This is a genomic window from Nonomuraea sp. NPDC050383 (assembly GCF_044459125.1).
In the GTDB taxonomy this organism is placed as follows: Bacteria; Actinomycetota; Actinomycetes; order Streptosporangiales; family Streptosporangiaceae; genus Nonomuraea.
In genome coordinates this window covers 632754-659050 of the sequence record NZ_JBITIP010000002.1, presented here as the reverse complement: position 1 = coordinate 659050, position 26297 = coordinate 632754, and the positions used below count along the sequence as shown (strand labels likewise).

The 26297-nt window shown below is 72.6% G+C and carries 20 protein-coding genes; 11 read left to right on the top strand and 9 right to left on the bottom strand.

Annotated features, from left to right (window positions below):
- The first annotated feature begins 1 nt into the window (after position 1).
- The 4 genes from ACIBG4_RS07735 to nirD are packed head-to-tail and all read left to right on the top strand — an operon-like array spanning position 2 to position 6259.
- Positions 2-2026: a molybdopterin oxidoreductase family protein gene (locus ACIBG4_RS07735; protein ID WP_397201150.1), complete on the top strand. Its 2025-nt coding sequence runs from the start codon at positions 2-4 to the stop codon at positions 2024-2026.
- Complete coding sequence (locus ACIBG4_RS07730; RefSeq protein WP_310712742.1) at positions 2023-3420, top strand: FAD-dependent oxidoreductase; 1398 nt, start codon at positions 2023-2025, stop codon at positions 3418-3420. The genes ACIBG4_RS07735 and ACIBG4_RS07730 overlap by 4 nt, the downstream gene beginning before the upstream one ends.
- The gene (gene nirB, locus ACIBG4_RS07725; protein WP_397201149.1) at positions 3417-5852 is read left to right on the top strand and encodes a nitrite reductase large subunit NirB; all 2436 of its coding nucleotides are present in this window, start codon (positions 3417-3419) and stop codon (positions 5850-5852) included. The genes ACIBG4_RS07730 and nirB overlap by 4 nt, the downstream gene beginning before the upstream one ends.
- Positions 5849-6259 carry a nitrite reductase small subunit NirD gene (gene nirD / locus ACIBG4_RS07720; protein ID WP_397201148.1) on the top strand — a complete coding sequence of 137 codons (411 nt, stop codon included), beginning with the start codon at positions 5849-5851 and terminating at the stop codon, positions 6257-6259. The genes nirB and nirD overlap by 4 nt, the downstream gene beginning before the upstream one ends.
- On the opposite strand, the gene ACIBG4_RS07715 is transcribed toward nirD, so the two are convergent.
- The 6 genes from ACIBG4_RS07715 to ACIBG4_RS07690 all read right to left on the bottom strand — a co-directional run bounded on the left by ACIBG4_RS07715 (position 6230) and on the right by ACIBG4_RS07690 (position 14203).
- Positions 6230-8671 carry a glycosyl hydrolase 2 galactose-binding domain-containing protein gene (locus tag ACIBG4_RS07715; RefSeq protein ID WP_397201147.1) on the bottom strand — a complete coding sequence of 814 codons (2442 nt, stop codon included), beginning with the start codon at positions 8669-8671 and terminating at the stop codon, positions 6230-6232. The genes nirD and ACIBG4_RS07715 overlap by 30 nt on opposite strands.
- The gene (locus ACIBG4_RS07710; RefSeq protein ID WP_397201146.1) at positions 8668-9558 is read right to left on the bottom strand and encodes an ABC transporter ATP-binding protein; all 891 of its coding nucleotides are present in this window, start codon (positions 9556-9558) and stop codon (positions 8668-8670) included. The genes ACIBG4_RS07715 and ACIBG4_RS07710 overlap by 4 nt, the downstream gene beginning before the upstream one ends.
- Entirely contained in the window at positions 9558-10499 is a 942-nt protein-coding gene (locus tag ACIBG4_RS07705) for an ABC transporter ATP-binding protein (RefSeq protein WP_397201145.1), read from the bottom strand. The genes ACIBG4_RS07710 and ACIBG4_RS07705 overlap by 1 nt, the downstream gene beginning before the upstream one ends.
- Positions 10496-11383: an ABC transporter permease gene (locus ACIBG4_RS07700; protein ID WP_397201144.1), complete on the bottom strand. Its 888-nt coding sequence runs from the start codon at positions 11381-11383 to the stop codon at positions 10496-10498. The genes ACIBG4_RS07705 and ACIBG4_RS07700 overlap by 4 nt, the downstream gene beginning before the upstream one ends.
- Entirely contained in the window at positions 11380-12375 is a 996-nt protein-coding gene (locus ACIBG4_RS07695; protein ID WP_310712730.1) for an ABC transporter permease, read from the bottom strand. The genes ACIBG4_RS07700 and ACIBG4_RS07695 overlap by 4 nt, the downstream gene beginning before the upstream one ends.
- 64 nt (positions 12376-12439) lie before the next feature.
- Positions 12440-14203, bottom strand: coding sequence for an ABC transporter substrate-binding protein (locus ACIBG4_RS07690; protein WP_310712728.1), 1764 nt, complete (start codon positions 14201-14203; stop codon positions 12440-12442).
- Positions 14204-14528: 325 nt separating this feature from the next.
- On the opposite strand from ACIBG4_RS07690, the gene ACIBG4_RS07685 reads away from it, so the two are divergent.
- From ACIBG4_RS07685 to ACIBG4_RS07665, 5 genes are all read left to right on the top strand, one after another.
- A complete protein-coding gene (locus ACIBG4_RS07685; protein ID WP_397201143.1) occupies positions 14529-15551 on the top strand; it encodes a LacI family DNA-binding transcriptional regulator in 1023 nt (340 codons plus the stop codon).
- A gap of 42 nt (positions 15552-15593) precedes the next feature.
- Complete coding sequence (locus tag ACIBG4_RS07680) at positions 15594-17063, top strand: ATP-binding protein (protein ID WP_397201142.1); 1470 nt, start codon at positions 15594-15596, stop codon at positions 17061-17063.
- Between the two features lie 75 nt (positions 17064-17138).
- Positions 17139-18641: a sugar ABC transporter ATP-binding protein gene (locus ACIBG4_RS07675; protein WP_397201141.1), complete on the top strand. Its 1503-nt coding sequence runs from the start codon at positions 17139-17141 to the stop codon at positions 18639-18641.
- On the top strand, positions 18631-19596 hold the full coding sequence (locus tag ACIBG4_RS07670; protein WP_397201140.1) for an ABC transporter permease: 966 nt from the start codon (positions 18631-18633) through the stop codon (positions 19594-19596). Before ACIBG4_RS07675 ends, ACIBG4_RS07670 begins: the two co-directional genes overlap by 11 nt.
- An 11-nt stretch (positions 19597-19607) precedes the next feature.
- A complete protein-coding gene (locus ACIBG4_RS07665; RefSeq protein WP_397201139.1) occupies positions 19608-20573 on the top strand; it encodes a substrate-binding domain-containing protein in 966 nt (321 codons plus the stop codon).
- A 2-nt stretch (positions 20574-20575) separates the two neighbouring features.
- Here the strand turns inward: ACIBG4_RS07665 and ACIBG4_RS07660 are convergent, their stop codons facing one another.
- Both ACIBG4_RS07660 and ACIBG4_RS07655 read right to left on the bottom strand, forming a co-directional pair.
- Positions 20576-21463, bottom strand: coding sequence for an FRG domain-containing protein (locus ACIBG4_RS07660; RefSeq protein WP_397201138.1), 888 nt, complete (start codon positions 21461-21463; stop codon positions 20576-20578).
- 109 nt (positions 21464-21572) lie between these two features.
- Complete coding sequence (locus ACIBG4_RS07655; protein WP_397201137.1) at positions 21573-23255, bottom strand: endo-1,4-beta-xylanase; 1683 nt, start codon at positions 23253-23255, stop codon at positions 21573-21575.
- A gap of 377 nt (positions 23256-23632) precedes the next feature.
- Between ACIBG4_RS07655 and ACIBG4_RS07650 the strand changes: the two genes are divergently transcribed.
- Positions 23633-24013 carry an STAS domain-containing protein gene (locus ACIBG4_RS07650; RefSeq protein ID WP_397201136.1) on the top strand — a complete coding sequence of 127 codons (381 nt, stop codon included), beginning with the start codon at positions 23633-23635 and terminating at the stop codon, positions 24011-24013.
- 4 nt (positions 24014-24017) lie between these two features.
- Here ACIBG4_RS07650 and ACIBG4_RS07645 read toward each other — a convergent pair whose 3' ends face one another.
- The gene (locus ACIBG4_RS07645; RefSeq protein ID WP_397201135.1) at positions 24018-24905 is read right to left on the bottom strand and encodes a LysR family transcriptional regulator; all 888 of its coding nucleotides are present in this window, start codon (positions 24903-24905) and stop codon (positions 24018-24020) included.
- An 80-nt stretch (positions 24906-24985) separates the two neighbouring features.
- On the opposite strand from ACIBG4_RS07645, the gene ACIBG4_RS07640 reads away from it, so the two are divergent.
- The gene (locus ACIBG4_RS07640; protein ID WP_397201134.1) at positions 24986-26230 is read left to right on the top strand and encodes an MFS transporter; all 1245 of its coding nucleotides are present in this window, start codon (positions 24986-24988) and stop codon (positions 26228-26230) included.
- Positions 26231-26297 lie beyond the last annotated feature (67 nt).

The window sequence follows — 26297 nt, the reverse complement described above, 5'->3', positions numbered from 1 at the left end:
CATGATCGAGCTTCCCGTGCTGAGCCACTGCCCGTACTGCGCCCTGCAGTGCGGGATGGCGATCACCGCCGAGGCGGTGATCAGTCCCAGGACCGACATCCCGGCCAACGCCGGCGGCGCCCTGTGCCAGAAGGGGTGGACCGCGGCCGAGCTGCTCACCGGCGGCGAGCGCCTGACCAGCCCGCTGCTGCACGGCAGGCCCGTCTCGTGGGAGACCGCCCTCGACCACGTGGCCGGCCGGCTCTCCGAGATCCGCGCCGAGCACGGCCCCGACGGCGTGGCCGTGTTCGGCGGCGGCGGGCTGACCAACGAGAAGGCCTACCAGCTCGGCAAGTTCGCCCGGGTGGTGCTGGGCACCAGTCAGATCGACTACAACGGCCGCTTCTGCATGTCCTCGGCCGCGGCCGCCTCCAACCGGGCGTTCGGCATGGACCGCGGGATGCCGTTCCCGATCACGGACCTCGCGCAGGCCGACGTCGTGCTGCTGGCCGGCGGCAACGTGGCCGAGACCATGCCGCCGTTCGTCCGGCACCTGGACGGGCCGCGGCTCATCGTCATCGACCCGCGCCGCACGGCGACCGCCAAGCTCGCCTGGCTGCACCTGCAGCCCACCCCCGGCACCGACCTCGCGCTGGCGCTCGGCCTGCTGCACCTGGCCATCGCCGACGGGCTCGTGGACGAGGAGTACGTCGCCGCCCGCACCTCCGGCTTCGAGGCGGTGCGCACCTCGCTCTCCTCCTGGTGGCCGGAGCGGGTCGAGCGGATCACCGGCGTGCCGGTGCCCCGCATGCGGCAGGCCGTCCGGGCGCTGGCCTCGGCGCAGCGGGGCGTCGTGCTCACCGGCCGCGGCGCCGAGCAGCACGCCAAGGGCACCGACACCGTCACCGCGTTCATCAACCTGGCGCTCGCGCTGGGTCTGCCCGGCCGGCCCGGCTCCGGGTACGGCTGCCTGACCGGGCAGGGCAACGGCCAGGGCGGCCGCGAGCACGGCCAGAAGGCCGACCAGCTCCCCGGCTACCGCAAGATCGACGACCCGGCGGCCCGCGAGCACGTCGCCCGGGTGTGGGGCGTGTCCCCCGAGGACCTGCCCGGCGCCGGCCGCTCGGCCTACGAGCTGCTGGACGCGCTCGGCACCCCGGAGGGGCCGCGGGCGCTGCTGCTGTTCGGCTCCAACCCGGTGGTGTCGGCGCCCCGCTCCGGGCACGTCACCGACCGGCTGCGCGCCCTGGACCTGCTGGTGGTGGCCGACGTCGTGCTGTCGGAGACCGCCGCCATGGCCGACGTCGTCTTCCCCGTCACGCAATGGGCGGAGGAGACCGGCACCATGACGAACCTGGAGGGCCGGGTGCTGCTTCGCCGCCAGGCCGTCGCCCCGCCCGACGGCGTCCGCAGCGACCTGGAGCTCTTGCAGGGCCTGGCCAAGCGGTTCGGCCACGCCTACTCCGCCGATCCGCGCGAGGTGTTCGACGAGCTGCGCCGGGCCAGCGCGGGCGGGATCGCCGACTACGCGGGCATCACGTACGAGCGGATCGAGCGGGAGAAGGGCGTCTTCTGGCCCTGCCCCTCCCCCGAGCACCCTGGCACGCCGCGGCCGTTCCTCGACCGGTTCGCCACCCCGGACGGCCGGGCCCGGTTCGTCGCGGTCGAGCACCGCCCCGCCGCCGAGGAGATCGACGAGGACTACCCCCTCTACCTCACGACCGGCCGCGTGCTCGCTCAGTACCAGAGCGGCGCCCAGACCCGGCGCATCGCCCCGCTGGCCGAGGCGGCGCCCGAGCCGTTCGTGGAGCTCCACCCGGACCTCGCCGGCGAGCTGGAGATCAGCGCGGGGGACATGGTGCGGGTCAGCAGCCGGCGGGGCGACAGCCAGGCAGTGGTCAGGATCAGCGACGCGATCAGGCGCGACACGGTGTTCATGCCGTTCCACTGGGAGGGCGCCAACCGCCTGACCAACCCCGCGCTCGATCCCGTCTCCCGGATGCCTGAGTTCAAGGTGTGCGCCGTCAAAGTGGAGAGGGTCGCATGAGACTCGTCGTCGTAGGGAACGGCATGGCCGGCTCACGCCTGGTCAGCGAGGTGCGGGCACGTGACCCGCACATCACGGTCACGGTGCTCGGCGCCGAGACGTCCCAGCCGTACAACAGGGTGCTGCTGTCCAACGTGCTCGCCGGGACCACCCGGCCCGACCAGGTGCGCCTGGTCGACCCGGCGTGGTACGCCGCGCACCGGGTGGAGGCGGCGTTCGGCAGCGCCGTCACGTGCCTCGACCGGGACACCCGCTCGGTGATCACCGAGGACGGGCGCCGCGTGCCGTACGACGTGCTCGTGCTGGCCACCGGCAGCGAGGCGATCGTGCCCCGGCTGCCCGGCGTGGAGCGGGCGATCCCGTTCCGCACGCTGGACGACTGCGGGCGCATCCTGAAGGCCGCCGAGCACAGCCGGCGGGCCGTGGTCATCGGCGGCGGGCTGCTCGGCATCGAGGCCGCCCGCGGCCTGGCGGGGCGCGGCCTGCCCGTGACGCTGCTGCACCTGGCCGGCCACCTCATGGAGCGCCAGCTCGACGTGGAGGCCGGGCAGGTGCTCGGCGAGACGCTGGCCGGGCTGGGCGTGGACATCCGCACCGGCGTGAGCGCCGAGGCGGTGCGCGAGGACGGCGTCGCCCTGGCCGGCGGCGAGCTGGTCGAGGGCGACCTCGTGGTGCTGGCCTGCGGCGTCCGCCCGGTCACGGGCCTGGCCGCCGACGCCGGGCTGGAGGTGCGGCGCGGCGTCGTCGTGGACGACGAGATGCGCACCGACGACCCGTCGATCTTCGCCATCGGCGAGTGCGCCGAGCACGACGGCACCGTGTACGGCCTGGTGGCGCCCGCCTGGGAGCAGGCCACGGTGGCGGCCGACGTCATCACCGGCGGCAAGGCCCTCTACCGCGGCTCGCGGCTGGTGACCCGGCTGAAGGCCAAGAGCGTGGAGCTGGCCGCGATGGGCGAGACACAGCTCACCGAGGAGCACGCCGAGGTGGTGCGCTTCAGCCACCGGGCGCGCGGCACCTACCGCAAGCTCGTCATCCGTGACGGGCGGCTGGTGGGCGCGATCCTGCTGGGCGAGAGCGACGCGGTCGGGACGGTGACGCAGCTCTTCGACCGGGGCGGCGCCCTGCCGGGCGACCGGGCGGGGCTGCTGTTCCCCGGCCTGTCGTCGGCGGCGCACGTGGCCGACAGCCCGACGCTGATGCCGGACGCGGCCAAGGTGTGCCAGTGCAACAACGTGACCAAGGGCCAGATCCGGGCGTGCTGGGAAGCCGGCGCGCGGGACGTGGCCGGGATAGCGGCGGCGACGAGGGCCACGACCGGCTGCGGCACCTGCCGCGACGCGGTCGAGGGCATCGTCGGCTGGCTGTGTGAGCAGGAAGGGGTTTCGGCATGACCGGAGTCGTCGTCGCGGGATACGGGCCCACCGCCCACCGGTTCGTCGAGGCGCTGCGCGAGCGGGGCTTCGACGGCCGGATCACGGTCATCGGCGAGGAGCCCCGCCCGGCCTACGACCGGGTGGCGCTGACCTCGTACCTGACCGGGACGAGCATGGAGGAGCTCACCTACGAGGTGCCCGACGGGGTCGAGACCCGACTGGGGACCCGCGTCACCGGGATCGACCGGGAGGCGCGCGTGGTCACCACGGCCGACGGCGCGAGCGTGCCGTACGAGGTGCTGGTGCTGGCCACCGGGTCGGCGCCGTTCGTGCCGCCGGTGCCGGGCGCGGAGCACGCCTTCGTCTACCGCACCATCGACGACCTCGACGCGATCCGCGAGGCGTCGGAGGGGGCGTCGGAGGGCGTGGTCGTCGGCGGCGGGCTGCTCGGCCTGGAGGCGGCCGACGCGCTGCGCGGCCTCGGCCTGCGCACGCACATCGTCGAGATGAGCCCGTGGCTGATGCCGCGCCAGGTGGACGAGGGCGGCGGCTCGGTGCTGAAGGGCCACATCGAGGGGCTGGGGCTGAGCGTCCACGCCGGGGCGGGCGTCCAGGAGATCGTCACCGACGCCGGCGGGCGGGTCACCGGCCTGCGCAAGCCCGACGGCACGCTGCTCGACGCGCAGATCGTCGTCTTCTCGGCGGGGATCAGGCCGCGCGACGAGCTGGCCCGCGCCAGCGGGCTCGACGTGGGCGAGCGCGGCGGCATCGTGGTCGACGAGGGCATGCGCACCTCCGACCCGGCCATCTACGCGATCGGCGAGTGCGCGCTGGCCGGCGGCCAGGTGTACGGCCTGGTCGGGCCGTGCAACACGATGGCCGAGGTGGCCGCCGACCGCGTGCTCGGCGGGACGGCCGGCTTCGAGGGGGCCGACCTGTCGACCAAGCTCAAGCTGCTGGGCGTCGAGGTGGCGCAGTTCGGCGCGATGAGCGGGGCGCTCGACGTCACCTACATGGACCCGGTGGGCGGCGTCTACAAGAAGCTGTTCATCAGCGACGACGCGCGGACGCTGCTCGGCGGCATCTGCGTCGGCGACGCCTCGCCGTACGCGACGCTGCGGCCGTTCGTCGGCAAGGCCCTGCCCGCCGCGCCGGCCGACCTGCTGTTCACCGGGGCGGGGGCGGCCGGGCTGGACCTGCCCGACGACGCGCAGGTCTGCTCCTGCAACAACGTGAGCGCGGGCGCGGTCCGCATGGCCATCGCCGACAAGGGCGTGACCGACGTCCCCGGCGTCAAGGCGTGCACCCGGGCCGGCACCACGTGCGGAAGCTGCGTGCCGATGCTCAAGCAGCTCCTGGAGAAGTCGGGCGTCGAGATCAGCAAGGCGCTGTGCGAGCACTTCACGTACTCGCGGGCCGAGCTGTTCGACATCATCCGCGTGCGCGGCGTCACGACGTTCTCCGAGCTGATCGCCAACCACGGGACCGGGCGCGGCTGCGACATCTGCAAGCCCACGGTGGCCTCGATCCTGGCCTCGCTGCACAACGGGCACGTGCTGGAGGGCGAGCGGGCGGCGCTGCAGGACACCAACGACGCGTATCTGGCCAACATCCAGAAGAACGGCACCTACTCGGTCGTCCCGCGCATCCCGGGCGGCGAGATCACGCCGGACAAGCTCATCGTGATCGGTGAGGTGGCCCGCGACTTCGGCCTCTACACCAAGATCACCGGCGGGCAGCGGATCGACCTGTTCGGCGCCCGCGTGGAGCAGCTCCCGGAGATCTGGAAGCGGCTCGTCGACGCCGGGTTCGAGTCGGGCCACGCGTACGGCAAGGCGCTGCGCACGGTCAAGTCGTGCGTCGGCTCCACCTGGTGCCGCTACGGCGTGCAGGACTCGGTGGGCCTGGCCATCGCCCTGGAGCTGCGCTACCGCGGCCTGCGGGCGCCGCACAAGCTGAAGTCGGCGGTGTCGGGCTGCGCCCGCGAGTGCGCCGAGGCCCGCTCGAAGGACTTCGGCATCATCGCCACCGAGCAGGGCTGGAACCTGTACGTCGGCGGCAACGGCGGCTTCAAGCCCCGCCACGCCGACCTGTTCGCCTCCGACCTGTCCACCGACGAGCTGATCAGGACCATCGATCGGTTCGTCATGTACTACATCCGCACGGCCGACCGGCTCCAGCGCACCGCCGCCTGGGTCGAGTCCATCGAAGGCGGTCTCGACCACGTCCGCGACGTGATCGTGAACGACTCGCTGGGGCTGTGCGCCGAGCTGGACGCCCAGATGGCGCACCACGTGACCACGTACCAGGACGAGTGGCGCGCCACCATCGAGGACCCGGAGAAGCTGAGCCGTTTCGTCAGCTTCGTCAACGCCCCCGGCGTCCCCGACCCCTCGATCGTCTTCGACCGCGAACGTGACCAGATCAAGCCGATGGTGGTGACCCCGTGACTGTTCTCATGAGCTGGACGACCGTGTGCGACTACCCCGTACTGCTGCCGGAGCGCGGCGTGTGCGCTCTGGTGGACGGCGAGCAGGTGGCCCTCTTCCGTACCTTCGACGGCGCCGTGTACGCGATCGGCAACCGCGACCCGTTCAGCGGCGCCTGGGTGCTCTCCCGGGGCATCGTCGGCACGCGGGGCGGCGAGCCGACGGTGGCCTCTCCGCTGCACAAGCAGGTGTTCTCCCTCGTCACCGGCCTCTGCCTGGACGAGCCGGGCGTGGCGGTGCCGACGTACCCGGTCCGGGTGGTGGACGGCCGGGTGGAGGTCGGCGCGCGGGCCGGCCTGCCGGAGCAGACCGGCCCGCTCAAGGTGCTGGAGGCGGTGTCAGGGCGCGCTCTCGTTGACGCACCGTAGGACGGGGTGGCCGGTCAGGTCGCCGGGGTTCAGCTCCTGACCGGTCGCCACGGTGAACGTGGCCGACTCCCCCGGCAGCAGGGTGACGAGCATGTCGTCCACCGAGGCGGCGGGGTCCAGCCGGTCGGGGAACAGCGCGAGCTCGCGCAGCACCGTCCGGGCGGTGACCGTGACCCGGTAGCCGCCCTCGACCGGCTCGGCGCGCGCCTCGTAGGCGGCCGGCGGGAAGTCGACGGCGGTGTCCTCGGCGAAGAACGCCACGGTGCGCGCCTCCCCGAGCCGGGCGACCAGCAGCTCGCGCCGCGGGTCGCCGGGAACCGCCACGGGCGGGGGCAGCGGGATCCGCGCGACCGAGCGGGGCGCCACGTCCACCGGGACGGACTCCTTGGCCAGCGGCTCGCCGCCGAGGCCGTGCCGTACGAGCCGCAGCTCGCCCCGCCAGGGCCGGTCCGTGTCGTTGACGACGGCGGCCTCGCCGTCCAGCAGGGCCAGCAGCCGGTCGCCGTAGACGCGGCGCAGCGCGTACCACAGGGGCTTGCGCCGGCCGTCGCCGTCCACCGCGGCCCAGGAGGTGACCGGCCAGCAGTCGTTGAGCTGCCAGAGGATCGTGCCGGAGCAGTGCGGGGCGAGCGCGCGGAACCGCTCGATGCCGTAGGCGACGGCCCGTGCCTGGTTGAGCTGGGTGAGGTAGTGCCAGGCGTCGAACGTGGCGGGCCGCGGCAGGTGGTCGCCGAGGCCGCGCAGCAGCTTGCCGTTGCCGTCGTCGGCCTTCTGGTGGTGCAGGACGAGCGGGGCGTCGGGGGTCAGCTCGCCGCCGATGGCGCGGCGCATGGTCGCGTACGCCGCCGGGCCCTGGAAGCCGAACTCGGCGACGAAGCGCGGGGTGTAGGCGGCGTAGCGGGTGTAGTCCTCGCGGTTCCACACGTCCCAGATGTGGATGGTGCCGGCCGCCGGGTCGTTGGGCGGCAGCTCGGGCGACCCCGAGTAGGGGCTGCCCGGCCAGTACGGGCGGCCGGGGTCGAGCTCGGCGACGATCGACGGCAGCAGGTCGTGGTAGAAGCCGGCCCCCCAGGTACGGCCCTCCAGGCGCTCGGGCCAGCCCCAGTCGGCGTGGCCCTCCAGGTTCTCGTTGTTGCCGCACCACAGGACGAGGCTGGGGTGGGGGGCCAGGCGGGTGACGTTCTCGCGGGCCTCGGCCTCCACCTCGGTGCGGAACGGCTCCTCCTCCGGGTAGGAGGCGCAGGCGAACGGGAAGTCCTGCCACACCATGAGGCCCAGCTCGCCGGCCAGGTCGTAGAAGTCCTCGCTCTCGTACAGCCCGCCGCCCCAGACGCGCAGCAGGTTGACCCCGGCGCCGGTGGCCTGCGCGAACCGCCCGGCCAGGCGGTCGCGGGTGACGCGGGCGGGGAAGCAGTCGTCGGGGATCCAGTTGACGCCGCGCACGAACACCGGCACGCCGTTGACGGACAGCCGGAACGCCTCCCGTTCGAGCTCGACGGTCCGGAACCCGATCTTCCGCCGCCACTGCCCGGCGTCCCGCCCGGCCGCGTCGCCCAGGCGGACGGTCAGGTCGTAGCGGTGCTGCGCGCCGTGTCCGCGCGGCCACCACAGCAGCGGCTGGGCCACCGGCACGCGCACGACGGCGCGGCGCCGCCCGGCGGGGACGGGGACCTCCACGGTGGTCCCGGCGACCTCGGCGGTCACCACCAGCGGCGCCTCCGTGGCCCGCTCGACCCGGACGTGGACCTCCACCTCGCCGTGCTCGCCCCGCTCCCCGTGCTCCCCCGAAGGGGTGACGCGGACGACGGGGCGGACCTCGGCCAGGCGGGCGCCGCTCCAGCTCTCCAGCCCGACGGGCCGCCAGATGCCGGCCGTCACGAGGGCCGGGCCCCAGTCCCAGCCGAAGTTGCAGGCGGCCTTGCGGACGAACGGGTACGGCGCCTCGTACGCGCCGGGCCGCTCGCCCAGGGCGGCCCGCCACGCCTCGGCGTAGGCGGGGGCCGGGTCGAAGCGGACCTCCAGCGTGTTGGCGCCCTCGCGCAGCAGGTGCCGCACCGGAAAGCGGTAGGAGCGGTGCTGGTTGGCGGTGGCGCCGAGACGGACCCCGTTGAGGGTGACGGTGGCGACGGTGTCCAGCCCCTCGCAGACCAGGTCGGTGCGGTCGTGCCCGTCCGGGGCCCAGGTGAAGGTGGTGGCGTAGGTCCAGGCGGTGTCGCCGATCCAGCCGAGGCGGTTCTCGTTGTCGTCGAGGTAGGGGTCGTCGATGAGGCCCGCGGCCAGCAGGTCCGTGTGGACGCAGCCGGGCACGGTGGCGGGTACGGCTCCGGCGCCGGAGACCGCCGGAGGGAGGGAGCCGCCGGTGAGGGCGGGACGCAGGGTCCAGCCGTCGGACAGCGGGTGGTACACGGTCAAGAAAGGTCTCCTTGGCAGTCGCTGAGCCGGGCGCAGGCCACGAAGTGGCCCGGCGTGGCCTCCGCCAGGCCACCCGTGGCGCCCTTCTCGTGGTAGAGGCAGGATCGCACCTCGGGCGCGTCCTCCCAGGGGGCGTGCAGCCGGGGCACGGCCGACAGCAGCCGGCGGGTGTAGGGGTGGAGGGGGTCGCCGAACACCTGCTCGGTCGGGCCCCGCTCGACGACCGAGCCGCGCCACAGCACGACGGTCCGCTCGGCGAGGTAGGTGCCGAGGGCGAGGTCGTGCGTGACGTACAGCACGGCCAGGCCGCGGGCCTTGAGGTCGGCCAGCAGGTTGAGCACGTCGACGCGGGTGGACGCGTCGAGCATGCTGGTGATCTCGTCGGCGACGAGCAGCTTGAGGTCCAGCAGCAGCGCGCGGGCGATGAGCATGCGCTGGAGCTGGCCGCCGCTGAGCTGGTGGGGGTATTTGCCGAGGACCTCCCCGGGGTTGAGCCGGACGTCGCGCACGGCCGAGCGGACCCGTTCGGCCCACGCGTCCTCGGGCACGGCCGGATGGTACGTCTCCTTGATCAGCCGGAACACCCGGTCGGCCTTGAAGACCGGGTTGTAGCAGCTGAACGGGTCCTGGAAGACCCCCTGCACGGACCGGTAGTAGTCGCGGCCGGGCGTGACGGGGGTCCCGGCGACGGTGATGGCGCCGCCGGTGACGGAGGTGAGGCCGAGGATCATGCGGCCGATCGTGGACTTGCCGCTGCCGCTCTCGCCGATCAGGGAGACCACCTCGCCGGCCTGGACGTCGAAGCTGACGCGGTCCACGGCGGTCACCGCCTTCCCGCCGAGGGCACCGACCTTGTAGACCTTGGTGACGTTGTCGAGTGTGAGCATCAGGCCTTCCAGCAGGCCACGTGGTGGCCGGGTTCGACCTCGACGACCGGCGGCTGCTCGGCGCAGCCGTCGTCGGCGAGGGGGCAGCGGTCGCGGAAACGGCAGCCGGGCGGCGGGTCGAGCAGGGAGGGCGGGCTGCCGGCGATGCCGGTCAGCCGCCTGCCGGTGTGGCGGGCGCCCACCTCGGGCAGCGCGTCGATGAGCAGCCGGGTGTACGGGTGGCGCGGCTGCGCGATCATCACCTTGGCCGGCGCCTTCTCGGCGATCCTGCCCGCGTACATCACCATGATCGTGTCGGCGATGTGCGAGGTGAGCGCGAGGTCGTGGGTGATGAAGAGCATGCTGCCGACGTGGCCGCCGTCGCGGAAGCCGAGCAGCGCCCGCGCGACGGCCTTCTGGGTGGAGACGTCGAGCGCGGAGGTGATCTCGTCGGCGACCAGCAGCGACGGGTCGAGCAGGGTCGAGACGACCATGACGACACGCTGCTTCATGCCGCCGGACAGCTCGATCGGGTAGCGGTCGAGCACCTCGCGCGGCAGCCCGACCAGGTCGAGGCGCGACTCCAGCCGCTCCCGGTCGAGGGTCTCGCCGCGGGAGCGCAGCAGCTCGGCGACCATCCGGCCGATCTTGCGGGTGGGGTTGAGCGCGCTCATCGAGTACTGCGGGATGAGCGACACCTCGCGGAAGCGGAAGGCGTTCATGGCCCGGTCGTCGCCAATGGGCAGCTCCCGGCCGTCCAGCTCGACCGTGCCTCCGGCGTGGCGCATGCGGCTGTCCAGCCGGATGAGGCTCTTGCCCAGCGTGGTCTTGCCGCAACCGGACTCGCCGGCCAGGCCGAGGATCTCCCCGTCGGCCACGGAGAACGACACGCCGTCGAGGGCCCGTACCTCGCCTCGGAGGGTCTGGTAGAAGACCCGCAGGTCGGTGACCGTCAGGCTCATGTCGTCCTCAGCTTCGGGTTGAAGACCTCGTCGAGGCCGACGTTGGCGACGTACAGGGCGCCGACGACGGCGGTGATCGCCGCGCCGGGCGGCACGAACCACCACCACAGGCCGAGCTGCAGGGCGCTCCACTGGGTGGCGTTCTGCAGCATCAGCCCGAGCGAGACGCCCTCGGTGGGGCCGAGGCCGATGAAGTCGAGCGAGGAGGCGATGAGGATGGAGCCGCCGAACAGCAGGATGAACGTCATGAACAGGTAGGAGCTCATGTTCGGCGCGATCTCCCGCGCGATGATCCGGCCCGTGCGGAGCCCGCTGAGCCGGGCCAGGTCCACGAAGTCCCGGGTACGCAGGGAGAACGTCTGCGCCCGGATCGCGCGGGCCGCCCACGGCCAGGAGGTGAGCCCGATGAACAGGGCCTGCACGGCGACGCTGCGGATGCCGAGGTAGGCGTTGATGATGAGCAGCACCGCGAGCGTCGGGATGACCAGCACGACGTTGGTGAGCATGGTCAGCGCCTCGTCCAGCAGCCCGCCCCGGTAGCCGGCGGCGAAGCCGACGACCATCGCGATCACCGCGGCGATGCCGCCGCCGAGCGCCCCGACCGCGAAGGTGGTGCGCAGGCCGTGGACGAACTGGGTGAAGACGTCCTGGCCGAAGGTGGTGGTGCCGAACCAGTGCTCCGACGAGGGCGGCAGCATGGGCGCGGCGACGTACTCGTTCGGCGGGGCCGGGCCCAGCAGGAGCGGCCCGAGCAGGCCGGCCAGCAGCAGCACCAGCACGACGGTGAAGCCGGCGACGAGCTTGCCGTTGCGGACGGCGAAGTGCAGGGCCTCGCGCCGCACCACGCGCGGCTCGGGCCCGGTCTCGGTGAGGGTCGCCGTCATGCCCGCGCACCCGCCATCCCGGCGCGGGTACGGGGATCGACGACGACGTACACGATGTCGATGACGAAGTTGGCCACGAGCACCCCGATCACGATGAACATGAACGTGCCCTGCAGGAGGAAGAAGTCGTGGTTCTGGATGGCCTTGAGGATGAGGCTGCCCAGCCCGGGATAGGAGAAGACGATCTCGGTGACGAGCGCGCCGGCCACGAGCACGCCGAGCTGCAGGGCCAGCCCGGTGATCTGCGGCAGCACGGCGTTGCGGAAGGCGTAGCGGCGGATCAGCCGGGCCGGGGCGCCGAGCGCGGCCAGGTAGGACGCGTAGTCGGACTCCAGCTCGTAGATGATCATGTTGCGCATGCCGATCGCCCAGCCGCCGAGCGCGACGAGGAACAGCGACAGGAACGGCAGCACCCAGTGGTGCAGCAGGTCGAGCAGGAAGCCGGCGGTCAGGGTCGGCTGGAGGGAGAAGCTGTAGCCGCCGGCCACGGGGAACCAGCCGGCGACGACGCCGAACCCCCAGGCGAGGATCACGGCCAGCCACATGTACGGCGTGGCCGTCAGCACGTACCCGAGGGGCAGGACGGTGTTGTCGAGCAGCCGGCGCCGCGCCGCGAAGGCGCCGAGCCGGTTGCCCGCGACCCAGCTCAGCAGCACGGCCGGCACCATCAGCCCCAGCGTGTACGGCACGGCCCGCAGGATGACCGTGCTGACCGGGGTGGGGAACAGCCAGATGCTGATGCCGAAGTCGCCACGGAGCAGGGTGCCCCAGAAGCTCGCGTACTGCTGCCACAACGGCCGGTCCAGGCCGAACAGGTCGGTGTAGTAGACCCGCATGGCCTCGACGGCGGCGGGCTGGGAGACGCCGGCGCGGGCCAGCATGCCGGCCACGGGGTCGCCGGGCATGAAGCGCGGGATCATCCAGTTGACGGTGACGGCGACCACGAAGGTCAGCGCGTACACGAGCAGTTTCCTGCCGAAGTAACGACGCACGTGGGGGCTCCAGAGGCTCCTCCTCCCGAGGGGGAGAAGGAGCGCGGTCGTGGGGAGGCGGCCGCTAGGAGGCGGCGGGCTGGATCTGGGTGAGGGTCTCGAAGCCGCCGAGCTCCAGCCAGTTGTGCCACATGACGGGCGCCGACTTGGGGGCGCCCGGCTTGGCCGACGGCCAGTTCTTCCACACGCTGGTGCTGGACTGGGCCCACAGGCCGTTGTACCAGAGCGGGATGACCGGCAGCTCCTCCAGGTGGATCTTCTGGAGCTGCGAGGTGAGCTTCTTCATGCCGGCGACGTCGTCGGTCCTGACCTGGTCGAGCTGCTGCACGAGCTGCCAGGCCTGCTTGTTCTCGTACCGGCCGAAGTTGACGGTGTTCTGCGTCTTCTGGACGGGGAGCTGGAAGATGTAGTCGTAGTAGGTCCACGGCGTGTTGGACAGTTGCCGCTCGTTGTTGAGCAGCAGGTCGAAGTCGCCCTTGCCGCGCTTCTCCACCAGGGCGTTGAAGTCGGGGAAGTCGGGGGTGACCTCGATGCCGGCGGCCTTGGCGCTGGTGGAGATGGCCCGGGCGGCCTCCATCCAGTCGGTCCAGCCGGTGGGGACGATGAGGGTCAGCTTGATCTTGGAGCCGTCCTTGTTCTCCACCAGCCCGTCGCCGTCGCGGTCGCGGTAGCCGGCGTCGGCGAGCGTCTTCCTGGCCTTGGCGGTGTCGAAGGTGAAGCCGCTCTGGCTCACCACGGACTGGTCCACGAACTGCTCCCACTGCGGCAGCAGCCCGGTCGGGCTGGCGGCCTTCACCAGGTTGCCGTACACGCCCTCGACGATCTTCTTGGTGTCGACGGAGGTGGCGAGAGCCCTGCGGAAGGCCGGGTCGTCCATGGGCTTCTTGCGGGTGTTGGGCACCAGCCAGGCGGTGTTGGCCGACAGCATGTACGGCGGCTGGTCGTAGTAGGTGACGAGGCCGAAGTTGCCCTTGACCAGGTTGGCCACGCCGGGCAGGAAGTTGTTGCTCAGGTCGAGGCCCTTCTGCAGCAACATGCCCATGGCCACCTCGTTGCTGGGCGAGACCACGTCGACGATGTAGCGGGGCTTGGGCTCCATGTTGAGAGCGCTCTTGCCCCACCAGTCGTCGCGCCGCACCCAGACGACGCGGTCCTGGTCGTGGCTCTGGTAGCGGTAGGCGCCGGTGCCGACGGGATCGTTGTTGACGCCGTTGAGCACGTCCTCCTCCGACCGGCCGGACCACAGGTGCTCGGGCACGATGGCGCGGCTGTAGAGGTGGAAGTCCCACTCCTGGTAGTTGGCGGTGGAGAAGGTGAAGCGCACGGTCCGGTCGTCGACGGCCTCGGCGCTCTTCAGCCAGTCCCACAGGTTGTGGTACGGGCTCGTCGCCATCTTGCCGAGCCCGTAGGAGAAGGCGACGTCCTTGGCCGTCAGCGGCTTGCCGTCGGACCACTTCACGCCGGAGCGGATCTTGGTCTCGTACACGGTCGGGCTGGTCCAGGAGCCGCTCTCGGCCAGCCAGGGGACGAGCTTGGCGGCGTTCGGGTCGTAGTGGAAGAGCGTCTCGTAGACCAGGCCCTTGGTGCCGGTCGCGTGGTCCCACTCGCGGATGGGGTTGAAGTTGGCGGGCGGCCCCCACTGGGAGCCGGTGGTGTAGAGGGTTTCGTTGCGGGGCAGCGCCCCGGGGTTTCCGGGGTTCGCCGCGGTGGCGCCCTGGGAGCCGGACGTGCCGCCCGTCGGGCCCACCACGGGGCCTCCGCCGGAGCACGCGGCGGAGGCCAGGCCCACCGCCAGGAGCGGAACGAGGATCCGCGCCCGCTTTCGCATCTGTCTCTCCTTCCCCCGCCGCGGCGGAGGCTCGACCGTCTGTCTCAGCCCCGAGATGGCGGCTCAGGAGTCGCCGTGTGGCCGGGCCAGCGGTCGCCACGGAGGGCGGGCACGCGGACGCGGGCACCGCCCGGCCGTTGAGAGCGCTCCCACTGAACCGGGTAAGTAACGCGAACGTAAAGTGACCTGGCCGCCGCGTCAAGACCCCATCTGTCGGCGCCCGTCCGGGTACCGAACCCTGGCCGTGCCAACCTCGCGGCGCGGTAGTAAGGTTCGTCTGCACGGGTGGCTAACCGGTTCACCCGGCGGTTCTCCAGGGGGTTCGGTGAAGCGACCGACGATCGCCGACATCGCGCGCCGGGCGGGCGTGTCCAAGGTGGCGGTCTCGTACGCGCTGAACGACCGGCCGGGGGTGTCGGAGGCCAGGCGCGCCACGATCAAGGCCATCGCCGAGGAGATCGGCTGGCGGCCCAACAGCGCGGCGCGGGCGCTCAGCGGGGCGCAGGCCCACTCGGTGGGGCTCACCCTGTGCCGCCCGGCGCGCGTCCTCGGCGTGGAGCCGTTCTTCATGGAGCTGATCAGCGGCATCGAGGGCGAGCTGGCGGACCGCTCGTACGCGCTGATGCTGCAGGTGGCCGCCACGCCCGAGCAGGAGGCGGAGGTCCACCGGCGCTGGTGGGGCGAGCGGCGGGTGGACGGCGCGATCCTCGTCGACCTGCGCTTCGACGACCCGCGCGTGACGGCACTGGAGGAGCTGGGCCTGCCCGCCGTGGTGATCGGCCACCCCTCGGAGGCGGGCTCGCTGACGCCGGTCTGGTCCGACGACGCCGCGGCCGTCCGCGAGACCGTCGAGTACCTCGCGGCGCTCGGCCACCGCCGCGTCGCCCGGGTGGCCGGCCTGCCCGAGCTGGTCCACACCGTGCTGCGCGACCAGGCGTTCACGGCCGTGTGCGAGGAGCTGGGGCTGGAGTGCCACACGGTCATGCACACCGACTACAGCGGCGGCGAGGGCGCCCGCGCCACGCGCCGCCTCGTCGGCTCGCCCACCCGGCCGACGGCGATCGTCTACGACAACGACATCATGGCGGTCGCCGGCATGTCGGCGGCCCAGGAGATGCGGCTCGACGTTCCCGGTGACCTGTCGATCGTGGCCTGGGACGACTCGCCGCTCTCCCAGATCGTCCGGCCGGCGCTGAGCGCCCTCACCCGCGACATCCCCGCCTACGGCGCCCACGCGGCGCGCGCGCTGCTGTCGCTGATCGCGGGCGACCTGGTCGAGGACGTACGCGACGAGCCCGCCCGCCTCGTCCCCCGCGGCAGCACCGCGCCTCCCCCACCTCTTGGATAAGTGGACTTATAATAAGTCCGCTTATCCATAACGGAGGACCCCGTGGACAAGCCCGCCGAGATGTTCGACCGCGACTTCGAGTGGGACGAGCTGACCAGGTTCGCCGGCTACTCCGGTGGTGAGGCCACGCTGGGGGTGGTGTCGGGACGTCGACGACAGGGAAAGACATTCCTCCTGGACGGCCTCGCCCGCGCCTCCGGCGGCTTCATGTTCACCGCCACGGAGACCACCGAAGCCGATGCCCTCCGGCAGTTCGGGGCGGCCCTCGCCGCATACCTGGACGAGCCGGCTCCCTTTCGTTTCGCCGACTGGGACGAGGCGATCACCCGGCTTCTGCGCATCGCCGTCCACGGCCCCACCATCGCGGTCATCGACGAGTTCCCTTTCCTCGCCAAGGCGTCCCCCGCGCTGCCGTCGATCATCCAGCGTGCGCTCGACCCCACCGCACGCCGCGGCCACACGCCCGTGCGACTCCTGCTCTGCGGCTCCTCCCTGTCCTTCATGGGGCGCCTGCTCTCCGGCAACGCCCCGCTGCGCGGCCGAGCGGGCCTCGAGCTCGTGGTGCCCACCCTCGACTACCGTCTCGCCGCCCGATTCTGGGACATCACCGACCCGCGCACCGCGGTTCTCACCCACGCCATCGTCGGCGGCACTCCCGCCTACCGCCGGGAGTTCACCCAGGGCGACGCCCCCGCAGGCCCTGACGACTTCGACGACTGGGTCATCCGCGCGGTCCTCAACCCCGGCCGTCCCCTGTTCCGCGAAGCCCGCTACCTCCTCGCAGAGGAGCCGGAGCTCCACGACACCGCGCTCTACCACTCGGTACTCGCCGCCATTGCCGCCGGCAACGCCGCACGCGGCGGCATCGCGGACTATCTCGGCCGCAAGTCCACCGACCTCGCCCACCCGCTCCACGTCCTCGAAGACATCGGTCTCATCCGCCATGAGAACGACGCCTTCCGCAGGAATCGCTCCGCCTACCGCATCGCCGAGCCGCTCGTCACCTTCTACTACGCCGTCATGCGCCCCGACTGGGGAGACCTCGAACGTCCGGGGCGGGCCGCGGCGGTATGGCGCCGGGCCCACGCCACCTTCCGGAGCAAAGTCCTGGGGCCGCACTTCGAAGCCCTCTGCCGGGAATGGTCCCGGTGGCACGCGTCTCCCGAGACCCACGGGGGCCATCCCTCCCGCGTCTCCTCCGGCACCGTCAACGACCCCGCGGCCAGGACCGGCCACGAGGTCGGCGTCGCCGTCTTCGGTCACGACGATCGAGACGCCGAGGCCCTCCTGGCCATCGGCGAGGCGAAATGGAACGAGATCATGGGTCTCGGCCACCTGAGACGGCTCCAGCACATCCGCGAGCTCCTCCACGCCCGCGGCACCACCGCCGCCGAGCACGTGCGGCTCCTGTGCTTCAGCGGCGCGGGCTTCACCGACGACCTCCGCCGGGCCGCCGGCCGTGACAGCACCGTCGAGCTGGTCGGGCTGGAGAGGCTCTACGGCGGCGAATGACCCGCGGGCGCCGGGGCACCCCATCTCACCTGCGCATTTGAGGTTCGACGGCGCGTTATCGGCAAGTATCACGACGTGACGGAGGACATTCTCCGGGCCGAGGGCCTGCGCAAACAGTTCCCGGGCGTCCTCGCCCTGGACGGGGTGGATCTGAGCCTGCGCGCGGGCGAGGTCCACGTGCTGCTGGGCGAGAACGGCGCCGGCAAGAGCACGTTGATCAAGATCCTGTCGGGCGCCTACCACCCGGACGGCGGCCGGGTCCTGATGGACGGGCGGCCGGTGCGGATCCGGTCGGCCGGTGACGCGCGGGCGCTCGGCATCGCCACCATCTACCAGGAGTTCAACCTGGTCCCCCAGCTCACGGTCGCGGAGAACCTGGCGCTCGGCCGCCCGCCCCGCCGGTTCGGCCTCGTGGACACCGCCCGCATGGAGCGGGACGCGGAGGCCCTGCTGGCCCGCGTGGACGTCCGGGTCGATCCGCGCACGCCGGTCGGGCGGCTCGGCATCGCGCGCATGCAGATGGTGGAGATCGCCAAGGCGCTCGCCCTGGACGCGCGCATCCTCATCATGGACGAGCCCACGGCCGTGCTCACCACCGGCGAGGTGGAGAAGCTGTTCGCGATCGTCAGGCAGCTGCGCGACGAGGGCGTGTCGATCGTGTTCATCACCCACCACCTGGAGGAGATCCCCGAGATCGGCGACCGGGTGACCGTGCTGCGCGACGGCCGCTCGGTGGCGGAGGTGCCGGCGAGCACGGCGCACGACGAGCTGGTCCGCCTCATGGTCGGCCGGCCCATCGAGCAGCAGTTCCCGCGCGAGCGGGGCCGGGCCGGCGACCCGCTGCTGAAGGTGGCGGGGCTGACCCGCCGGGGCGTGTTCTCCGACGTGTCGTTCGAGGTGCGCGCGGGCGAGGTGGTCGGCGTCGCCGGGCTCGTGGGGGCGGGCCGGACGGAGGTGGCGCGGGCGCTGTTCGGCGCCGACCGCTACGACGCGGGCCAGGTCACCGTGAACGGCCGGCGGCTGCCGCCCGGCGACGTGCACGCGGCGATGGCGGCCGGGCTCGGGCTCGTCCCGGAGGACCGCAAGGGCCAGGGTCTGGTGCTGGGCGCCGCCGTCGACGAGAACCTCGGGCTGGTCACCCTGCGCGAGGCCACCCGGGCCGGGTTCGTCGACCGCAAGGGCCAGCGCTCGGCCGCCGCGAAGGTCGCCGACCAGCTCGCCATCCGCATGACCGGGCTCGACCAGGAGGTCCGCACCCTGTCCGGTGGCAACCAGCAGAAGGTGGTCATCGGCAAGTGGCTGGTGGCCGGGGCCCGCGTGCTCATCCTCGACGAGCCGACCCGGGGCGTCGACGTGGGCGCCCGGGTCGAGATCTACCAGCTCATCAACGAGCTCACCTCCTCCGGCGACGCCGTCCTGATGATCTCCAGCGACCTGCCGGAGGTGCTCGGGATGAGCGACCGGATCCTCGTCATGGCGCGCGGCCGGCTCGTCGGTGAGCTCCCGGCCTCGGAGGCCACGCAGGACGGCGTGATGGCGCTGGCCGTCTCGGAGGTGGAGGGTGGCCGTGTCCGGTAACGTCCTCGTCCAGCGCCGCTCTCCGGCGGCCGTGTGGTTCGCCGAGAACGGCGCGCTGGTCGCGCTCGTCGTGCTCGTCGTCGGGCTGTCGCTGCTGTCGTCCGACTTCCTCAGCCTCACGAACCTGCTCAACGTGGGCGTCCAGGCCTCCGTCACCGCGATCCTGGCGTTCGGCTCGACGTTCGTCATCGTCACCGGCGGCATCGACCTGTCGGTCGGGTCCGTCGCCGCTCTGTCCGCGATCGTGCTCGCCTGGACGGCCACCTCCGCCGGCTGGCCATGGCCGATCGCCACCGTCGTCGCGCTGGCCGTGGGTGTCGCCTGCGGGCTGGTCAACGCCGTCCTCATCGCGTACGGCAAGCTGCCGCCGTTCATCGCCACGCTGGCCATGCTCGGCGTCGCCCGCGGCCTGGCGCTCGTCATCTCGCAGGGCAGCCCGATCGCGCTGCCCGAGACGGTGGCCCACCTCGGCGACACCCTCGGCCGCTACCTGCCCGTGCCCGTCATCGTGATGGTCGTCATGGGCGTGATCGCGGCCGTGATCCTCAACCGCACCTACCCCGGCCGCGCCATGTACGCCATCGGGGGCAACGAGGAGGCCGCCCGCCTGTCCGGCATCAAGGTGAACCGGCAGAAGCTCATCACGTACGCGTTGTCGGGCGGGTTCGCCGCGGTGGCCGGCATCGTGCTGGCCAGCCGGCTGGCCTCGGCCCAGCCGCAGGCCGCCACCGGCTACGAGCTGGACGCGATCGCGGCCGTGGTCATCGGCGGAGCCAGCCTGTCCGGGGGCAAGGGACGGGCGCTCGGCACGTTCGTCGGCGCGCTCATCCTGGCCGTCCTGCGCAACGGCCTCAACCTGCTGTCGGTCTCGGCCTTCTGGCAGCAGGTGGTGATCGGCGTGGTCATCGCGCTCGCGGTCCTCGTCGACACCCTGCGCCGGAGGGAAACGTCCTAAGGGGGAAGATCATGCGGATCTCCGCGACAGTCCTGGCTCCGGCCGCCCTGGTGGCGGCGCTCGTGGCGGGCGTGACCGGGTGCGGCTCGTCCGGCTCGCCGGGCTCGTCGGGCGGTGGCTCGTCCGCCGGTGGCGGCGTCAAGCTCGGCATGTCGGTCTCGACGCTGAACAACCCGTACTTCGTGCAGTTCAGGGACGGCGCCCAGGCGCAGGCCGCCAAACTCGGCGCCGCGCTCACCGTCACCGACGCCCAGAACGACGCCTCCCAGCAGGTGAACCAGGTGCAGAACTTCACCAGCCAGAGCATGAAGGCGATCATCATCAACCCGGTCGACTCCGACGCGGCGGCGCCCGCGGTCAAGGCGGCCGACCGCTCCAGCATCCCGGTGATCGCCGCCGACCGCGGCGTCAACGGCGCCGAGGTCGCGCAGACCGTCGCCTCCGACAACGTGGCGGGCGGCAGGATGGCGGCCCAGCAGCTCGCCAAGGCGCTGGGCAGCGCGGGCAAGGTGGTGGTCCTGCAGGGCACGCCGGGCACGTCCGCCTCCCGCGACCGCGGCCAGGGATTCGCCGAGGGCATCAAGGCGTTCACGGGGATCCAGGTGGTCGCCAGGCAGCCGGCCGACTTCGACCGCACCAAGGGCCTGGACGTCATGACGAACCTGCTGCAGTCGCACCCCGACCTGACCGGCGTGTTCGCCGAGAACGACGAGATGGCGCTCGGCGCGATCAAGGCGCTCGGCGCCAAGGCGGGCGGGCAGGTCAAGGTGGTCGGCTTCGACGGCACGCCCGACGGCCTCAAGGCGGTGCAGGCGGGCACCATGACCGCGACGATCGCCCAGCAGCCCAAGCTGCTCGGCCAGCAGGCGGTGGATGCCGCGGTGAAGGCGGCCAAGGGCCAGACGATCCCGAAGACCGTGGCCGTGCCGGTGAAGGTGGCCACGAAGGCGAACGTCTCGGAGTTCGGGACCTCCTGAGCTCAGGCGTTGCCGGTGTTGCCGGGGGCGCACTCGTCGCCCTGGTGGTCGGTGCACGACTCCGGCGAGTAGTAGCGGCGCAGCCAGGCGGCCAGCCCGTCGAGGCCGGGCAGCAGCGCCCGCTCGTTGATGCCGGCCTGGTCGAGCCGCTCCCGCACCTCGGCCTTGACCTCCGGCGGGATGCGCCAGGCCCACCACAGCTCGAGATGGCTCTCCAGCCACTGCTCCACCGAGCACGTCACGTCCGACAGCGCCGACAGCACCGACGACTGGGTGACGATCCGCTCGTCCAGCGACGGCGGCTCGAACAGGGCCATGAACGGCTCCTCGCCCGCCAGCTTGCCGAAGCTGTCCAGGTCGGGCGCCCGCCGGGCGAGCATCTCCGTCGTGAACAGCAGCGCTCCCTCGCGGTCCAGGACCTCGCGCAGCGCCCCCGGCAGCAGCCGGTGGGCCGCCTCGCAGTCGAGCCCGATGAGCATGGCCTCCTCACGGGGCCAGGACGCCGTGGCGAAGTGCAGGGCGACGAGCGGGGAGAACGTCCAGTCCACCAGCCTCGTGGGCAGCCCGTGGTGCTGGCCCAGCGCCAGCCAGTCCCAGATCGCCGGCCCCGGGGCCTGGCGGTGGGCGTACTTGCGGAAGTTGCGGATGAGATGGCGCTCCACGGCCTGGTAGTCGCCGTCCAGCCGGGCGAGCCCGGACAGGTGCGAGTGCGGGGGGCGTGAGCGGCCGCGGAACACCACCGAGGAGTGGGAGTTCCCGCCATGCCGGTGTGACCCCCGCGGACCGCTCACCTCGCTGATCGCGTCGTCCAGCTCCCGCCAGGACGACACGGTGACGATCCTCTCCTCACTGATCCGCTGTGCGCCGCTCCGGTCCGTGCTGATCCCCATACAGGCCCGCATTCCCCTGCGACGGGCGCCCACACCCGGCCGCCGTCCGGAGTCGTGCCTGCTCGCGGGCGGTCCGGCCGGGTGAGCGGGGGATTCTCCCGGGGCCGGGTCAGGAGGCGCAGGTGTAGTCGCTCGGCGTGGCCGTGTCGCCCGACGGGCGCGACGCCTGGAAGCCGAACGTGGCGGTGGCGCCCGGGGCGAGGGTGCCGTTGTAGGCCAGGCTGCGGGCGGTCACCGTCTGGCCGGTGACGGTGAGGGTGGCGTTCCACGAGCCGGTCAGGGCGTGGCCGGCGGGCAGGGTGAAGGTCACGGTCCAGCCGTTGATCGTGGCGGTGCCGGTGTTGGTGACGGTCACGGGCTGCACCACGTAGCCGGTGCTCCACTGGCTCTGCACGGTCCCGGCCGCGGAGCAGCCGCCGGTCCCGCCGCCGGCGGCCGTGGTGAAGGTGACGGTGGCCGAGGCCGGTGACAGGTTGCCGGCGCCGTCGCGGGCGCGCACGTACACCTGGTACTGCGTGGCGGCGCTCAGCCCGGTGAGCGTGAGCGACGCGCCGGTGCCGCGCCCGAGCTCGGGGTCGGTGGCGCCCTGCTCCCGGTAGACGATGTAGCCGGCCAGGCCGCTGCCGCCGGAGTCGGTGGAGGCCGTCCAGGTGAGGGTGGCGGTGCTCGCCGTCACGCCGGACGCCGCGGGGGTGCCGGGCGTGGTCGGCGGGGTGGTGTCGGTGACGGTGCCGCCGGCGAGCGCGTCGTGGACGGCCGTGTAGGCGGGCTTGCGCTGGTAGCTCTGGTCGTGGATCAGCGCGGCGCCCTGGCCGGAGAAGGTGTCGGGCACCCAGGAGTACTTGTCGGTGAAGCCCCAGATCGTGATCCCGGCGCAGGCGGTGACGGCCAGGCAGGCGTTGACCACGTCCCGGTAGTAGGTGGCCTGCGTGGCGTCCTTGGTGGCGTCGCGGGGCATCACCATGCGGACGTCCAGCTCGGTGATCCGGACCTGGACCCCCAGGTCGGCGAAACGCTGGAGGTTCTGCTGCATCTGGCCGGGGAAGCCGTACTGGATGGCGAGGTGGCTCTGGAAGCCCACGCAGTCGACCGGCACACCTTGCTGGCGCAGCGAGCTCACCAGGTTGTAGAGCGCGGTGCTCTTGGCGTTGATCCCCTCGGTGTTGTAGTCGTTGATGCACAGCCGCGCGTCGGGGTCGGCGGCGCGGGCGGCGCGGAAGGCGTCGGCGATGTAGCTCTGGCCCAGCGTGTTGTACCAGAACGAGGTGCGCAGGTTGCCGTTGTCGTCGAAGACCTCGTTGACGACGTCCCACGACACGACGGCCGGGTTCGACGCGTAGCGGCCGACGACCTGGCTGATGTGGTTCTGCATGGCGCTGCGCATGGCGGTGGCGCCGAGGCTCTGCACCCAGCCGGGGGTCTGGTTGTGCCAGACGAGGGTGTGGCCGTGGACCTGCTGGTCGTTCTGGGCGGCGAAGGAGACGATCGCGTCGGCGCCGCCGAAGCTGAACTGGCCCTGGCTGGGCTCGGTGGCATCCCACTTCAGCGCGTTCTCGGGGGTGACCTGGTTGAACTCGGCGGCGGCGAGGTCGCGGTAGGCGGTCTCGCTCGCCAGCGGCCCGGTGGCCAGGGCGGTGCCGATGAACCTGCCGCGGGCGGCGGCGTGCTGGCGCAGCGCGGCCGAGGCGTCGGCCGGGGTCGCGTACAGGAGGAGTGTGGCCAGCAACCCGAGCAGGGCGGCCAGCGCGAGACTCCTGCGGCTCCTTGAGCGTTGGGGCGAGGACGGGGGCATGGACGTCGACCTCCGCGGGGGGGTACCGATTCCGAAAATTTCGGCCCGGCTTGCGGGCCAGGCATCCGGACGGTAGAGGCCACGCATGCGGCGGTCAACGACGACGGCGTCCTCGCGGGCCCAGGGCGGCTCTGGCAAGCCGAAATTATCGGGGTAGATGTGAAATTTTCACCGGCGCGGGAAGCCGTCCTGCGTCTCGTAAGCGTCCGGCGGAGCGGGGGTCGCCGAGCGCGGCGGCCGGGGAGCCCTTGACGGCGCGTGTCACCAGAGGTTCCGCCGTTCTCTCGCGCTGTGCAATCATGGTGTGTCGGAACGTATGCGCCATAAGCGCACAGTGCAGGACCGCCGGATCGCGGCGGTGGGAGGGGCCGAAACACGTGGAACGCGCGGGCGCGAGACGGGCCGGCTTCTCCTGGACCACCGACCGGAACGACGGGGTGACCGTCATCGCCCTGGCCGGCGAGCTCGACATCGCCACGGCGGGAGAGCTGCGCCAAGCCGTGGGCGACGCGGTGTCCGGCGGTCCGGACGGGCCGCCGCTGCTGGTGATCGACATGCTGGCCGTCGACTTCTGCGACTCCACGGGGCTGAGCGTCCTGGTGTCCGCGATCAACGGCGCGGCGGCCGCGGGCGGCCGGGCGGTGCTGAGCGGCATCGGGCCGCGCATGGCACGGCTGCTGCACGTGACGGGCCTGGACAAGCGCTTCCAGACGTACGGCACGGCGGACGACGCCGTGCAGGCGCTCCGCACCCCGTAACCGTTCAGCCGTCCCGGTCCTCCACCGGGACGCCCAGGCCGGCGAGGAAGGCCGCGGCGGCCGGAGCCGGGCGGAAGCGGCTCCAGACCAGGTACTCCACGCGGCCGGGCGCGTCGCGCACCGGCAGCACGGCCAGGCCCGGCAGCTGCGGCACGAACGCGGCGGGCATCATCGCCACGCCGAGCCCCTCCCTGACCAGCCGCGCCATGAAGTCCACCGCGGTCACCTCGAACGCCACCTCGCGCTGGATCCCCGCCGCCTCGAACGCCTCGTCCGACTGGGCGCGCCCGGCCGTGCCCGCCGGGAAGTCGACGAACGTCTCCTCGGCCAGCCGGCGCAGGTCGACGCCGTCCTGACCGGTCAGCGGGTGGCCCGGCGCGACGACCGCGACCAGCTCGCCGCGGGCCAGCTCCCGGGCGCGCACGCCCTTGGGCCGGGCCGCAGGCGGCAGCCCGAGGAACGCCACGTCCAGCCCGCCCTCCCGGACCCGCTCGGCCAGCTCCTCGCTGGTGCCGGTGCGGAGCGTCACCCGCACGCGGGGATGGCGGGCGTGGAAGTCCTTCAGCTCCCGGGGCAGGTCGACGGCGGCCACCGTGGGGATGATGCCGATCGCCAGCCGGCCCCGGATCTCCCCCGCCGCCGCCGCGACCTCGGCGCGGGCCCGCTCGGCGGCGTCGAGCGCCTGGCGGGCGGCGGGCAGGAACGCCTCCCCGGCGGGGGTCAGGCTGACGCGACGGCTGGTCCGGTCGAACAGCCGCGCGCCCAGCTCGCGTTCGAGGCGGGCGATCTGGTGGCTGAGTGCCGACTGGACGACGAGGCAGCGCTCGGCGGCGCGGGTGAAGCCACCCGTCTCGGCGACGGCGACGACGTAACGCATCTGCTGGAGGTCCACGAATCCATCGTGACGCACGATGGATCGGATGACGAACATGTGTTGGACTCATCGATGCCGGCTGGGCCACGCTGGACGGCATGACGAAGACCTTCATGGACCGCGGCGACGGGCGTCTGCCGCGGGGACTGCTGCTGCTGATGTCGGCGGCCACCGGGCTCGCGGTGGCGGGCAACTACCTCGCCCATCCGCTGCTCGACCTGATCGGCGGGGAGCTCGGGCTGTCGCCGTCGCTCGCGGCGTTGGTGGTGACGGCCGCGCAGCTCGGGTACGGGCTCGGGCTGATCCTGCTGGTGCCGCTCGGCGATCTGGTGGAGCGCAGGCGGCTGGCGGTGATGCTCTACGCGGCGACCTCGGTGTTCCTGCTGGTGTCGGCCACCGCGACGAGCGGCGCGGCCCTCCTGGCAGGCACGGTGCTGGCCGCGCTGACCTCGGTGGGGGCCCAGGTGGTGGTGCCGTTCGCGGCGACCCTGGCCCGGCCCGCCGAGCGGGGCCGGGTGGTCGGCACCGTGATGACCGGCCTGGTGCTGGGGCTGCTGCTGGCGCGGACCGCGTCGGGGGCGCTGGCGGACCTGGGCGGCTGGCGGACCGCGTACTGGGTGCAGGCGGGGCTGATGGCGCTGATGGCCGTGCTGCTGCGGGTGTTCCTGCCGCGGCTGCGGACCTCGGCGGGGCTGAGCTATCCGGCGCTGCTGCGCTCCACGCTCGGGCTGCTGCGCTCGGAGCCGGTGCTGCGGTGGCGGGCCGGGATCGCCGCCATGGCGCTGGCCTCGTTCAGCGTGCTGTGGACGGCGCTGACGTTCCTGCTGGCCGGGCCGGCGTACGGGTGGACGGAGTCGGCGATCGGCCTGTTCGGGCTGGCCGCGGCGGCGGGCGCGCTGGCGGCGTCGGTGGCGGGGCGGCTGGCGGACCGCGGCCACGTGCAGAAGATCACGGCGGCCGGGGCGGCGCTGATGCTGGCGTCGTGGCTGCCGATCGGCCTCGGCGGGCGGTCCCTGCTGTGGCTGGTCGTGGGCGTGGTGGTGCTGGACCTCGCCCAGCAGGCCGTGCTCAACAGCAACCAGAACGTCGTGTACGCGCTGCGCCCCGAGGCGCGCAACCGGGTCAACTCCGCGTTCATGACGTCCTACTTCGCCGGAGGGGCGGCGGGCTCGGCCCTGACCTCGCTGGTCTGGGCGCACGCCGGATGGTCCGGGGTGAGCGTGCTGGGAGCCGTGCTCTCGGCGGGGGCACTCGCGCTCTGGGCCGGCGAGCGGCTCACCGTGGGGCGGTCCCGGAACTCGTCCGCCCACCCGGCGCCCGCCGCGGCGGCTGTCACCGGATGATGGTGGCCGAGCGGCTGCCGAGACGCGACGAGCCGGCCCCTCGCCTTCTTCAGGCGCGGGACCGGCT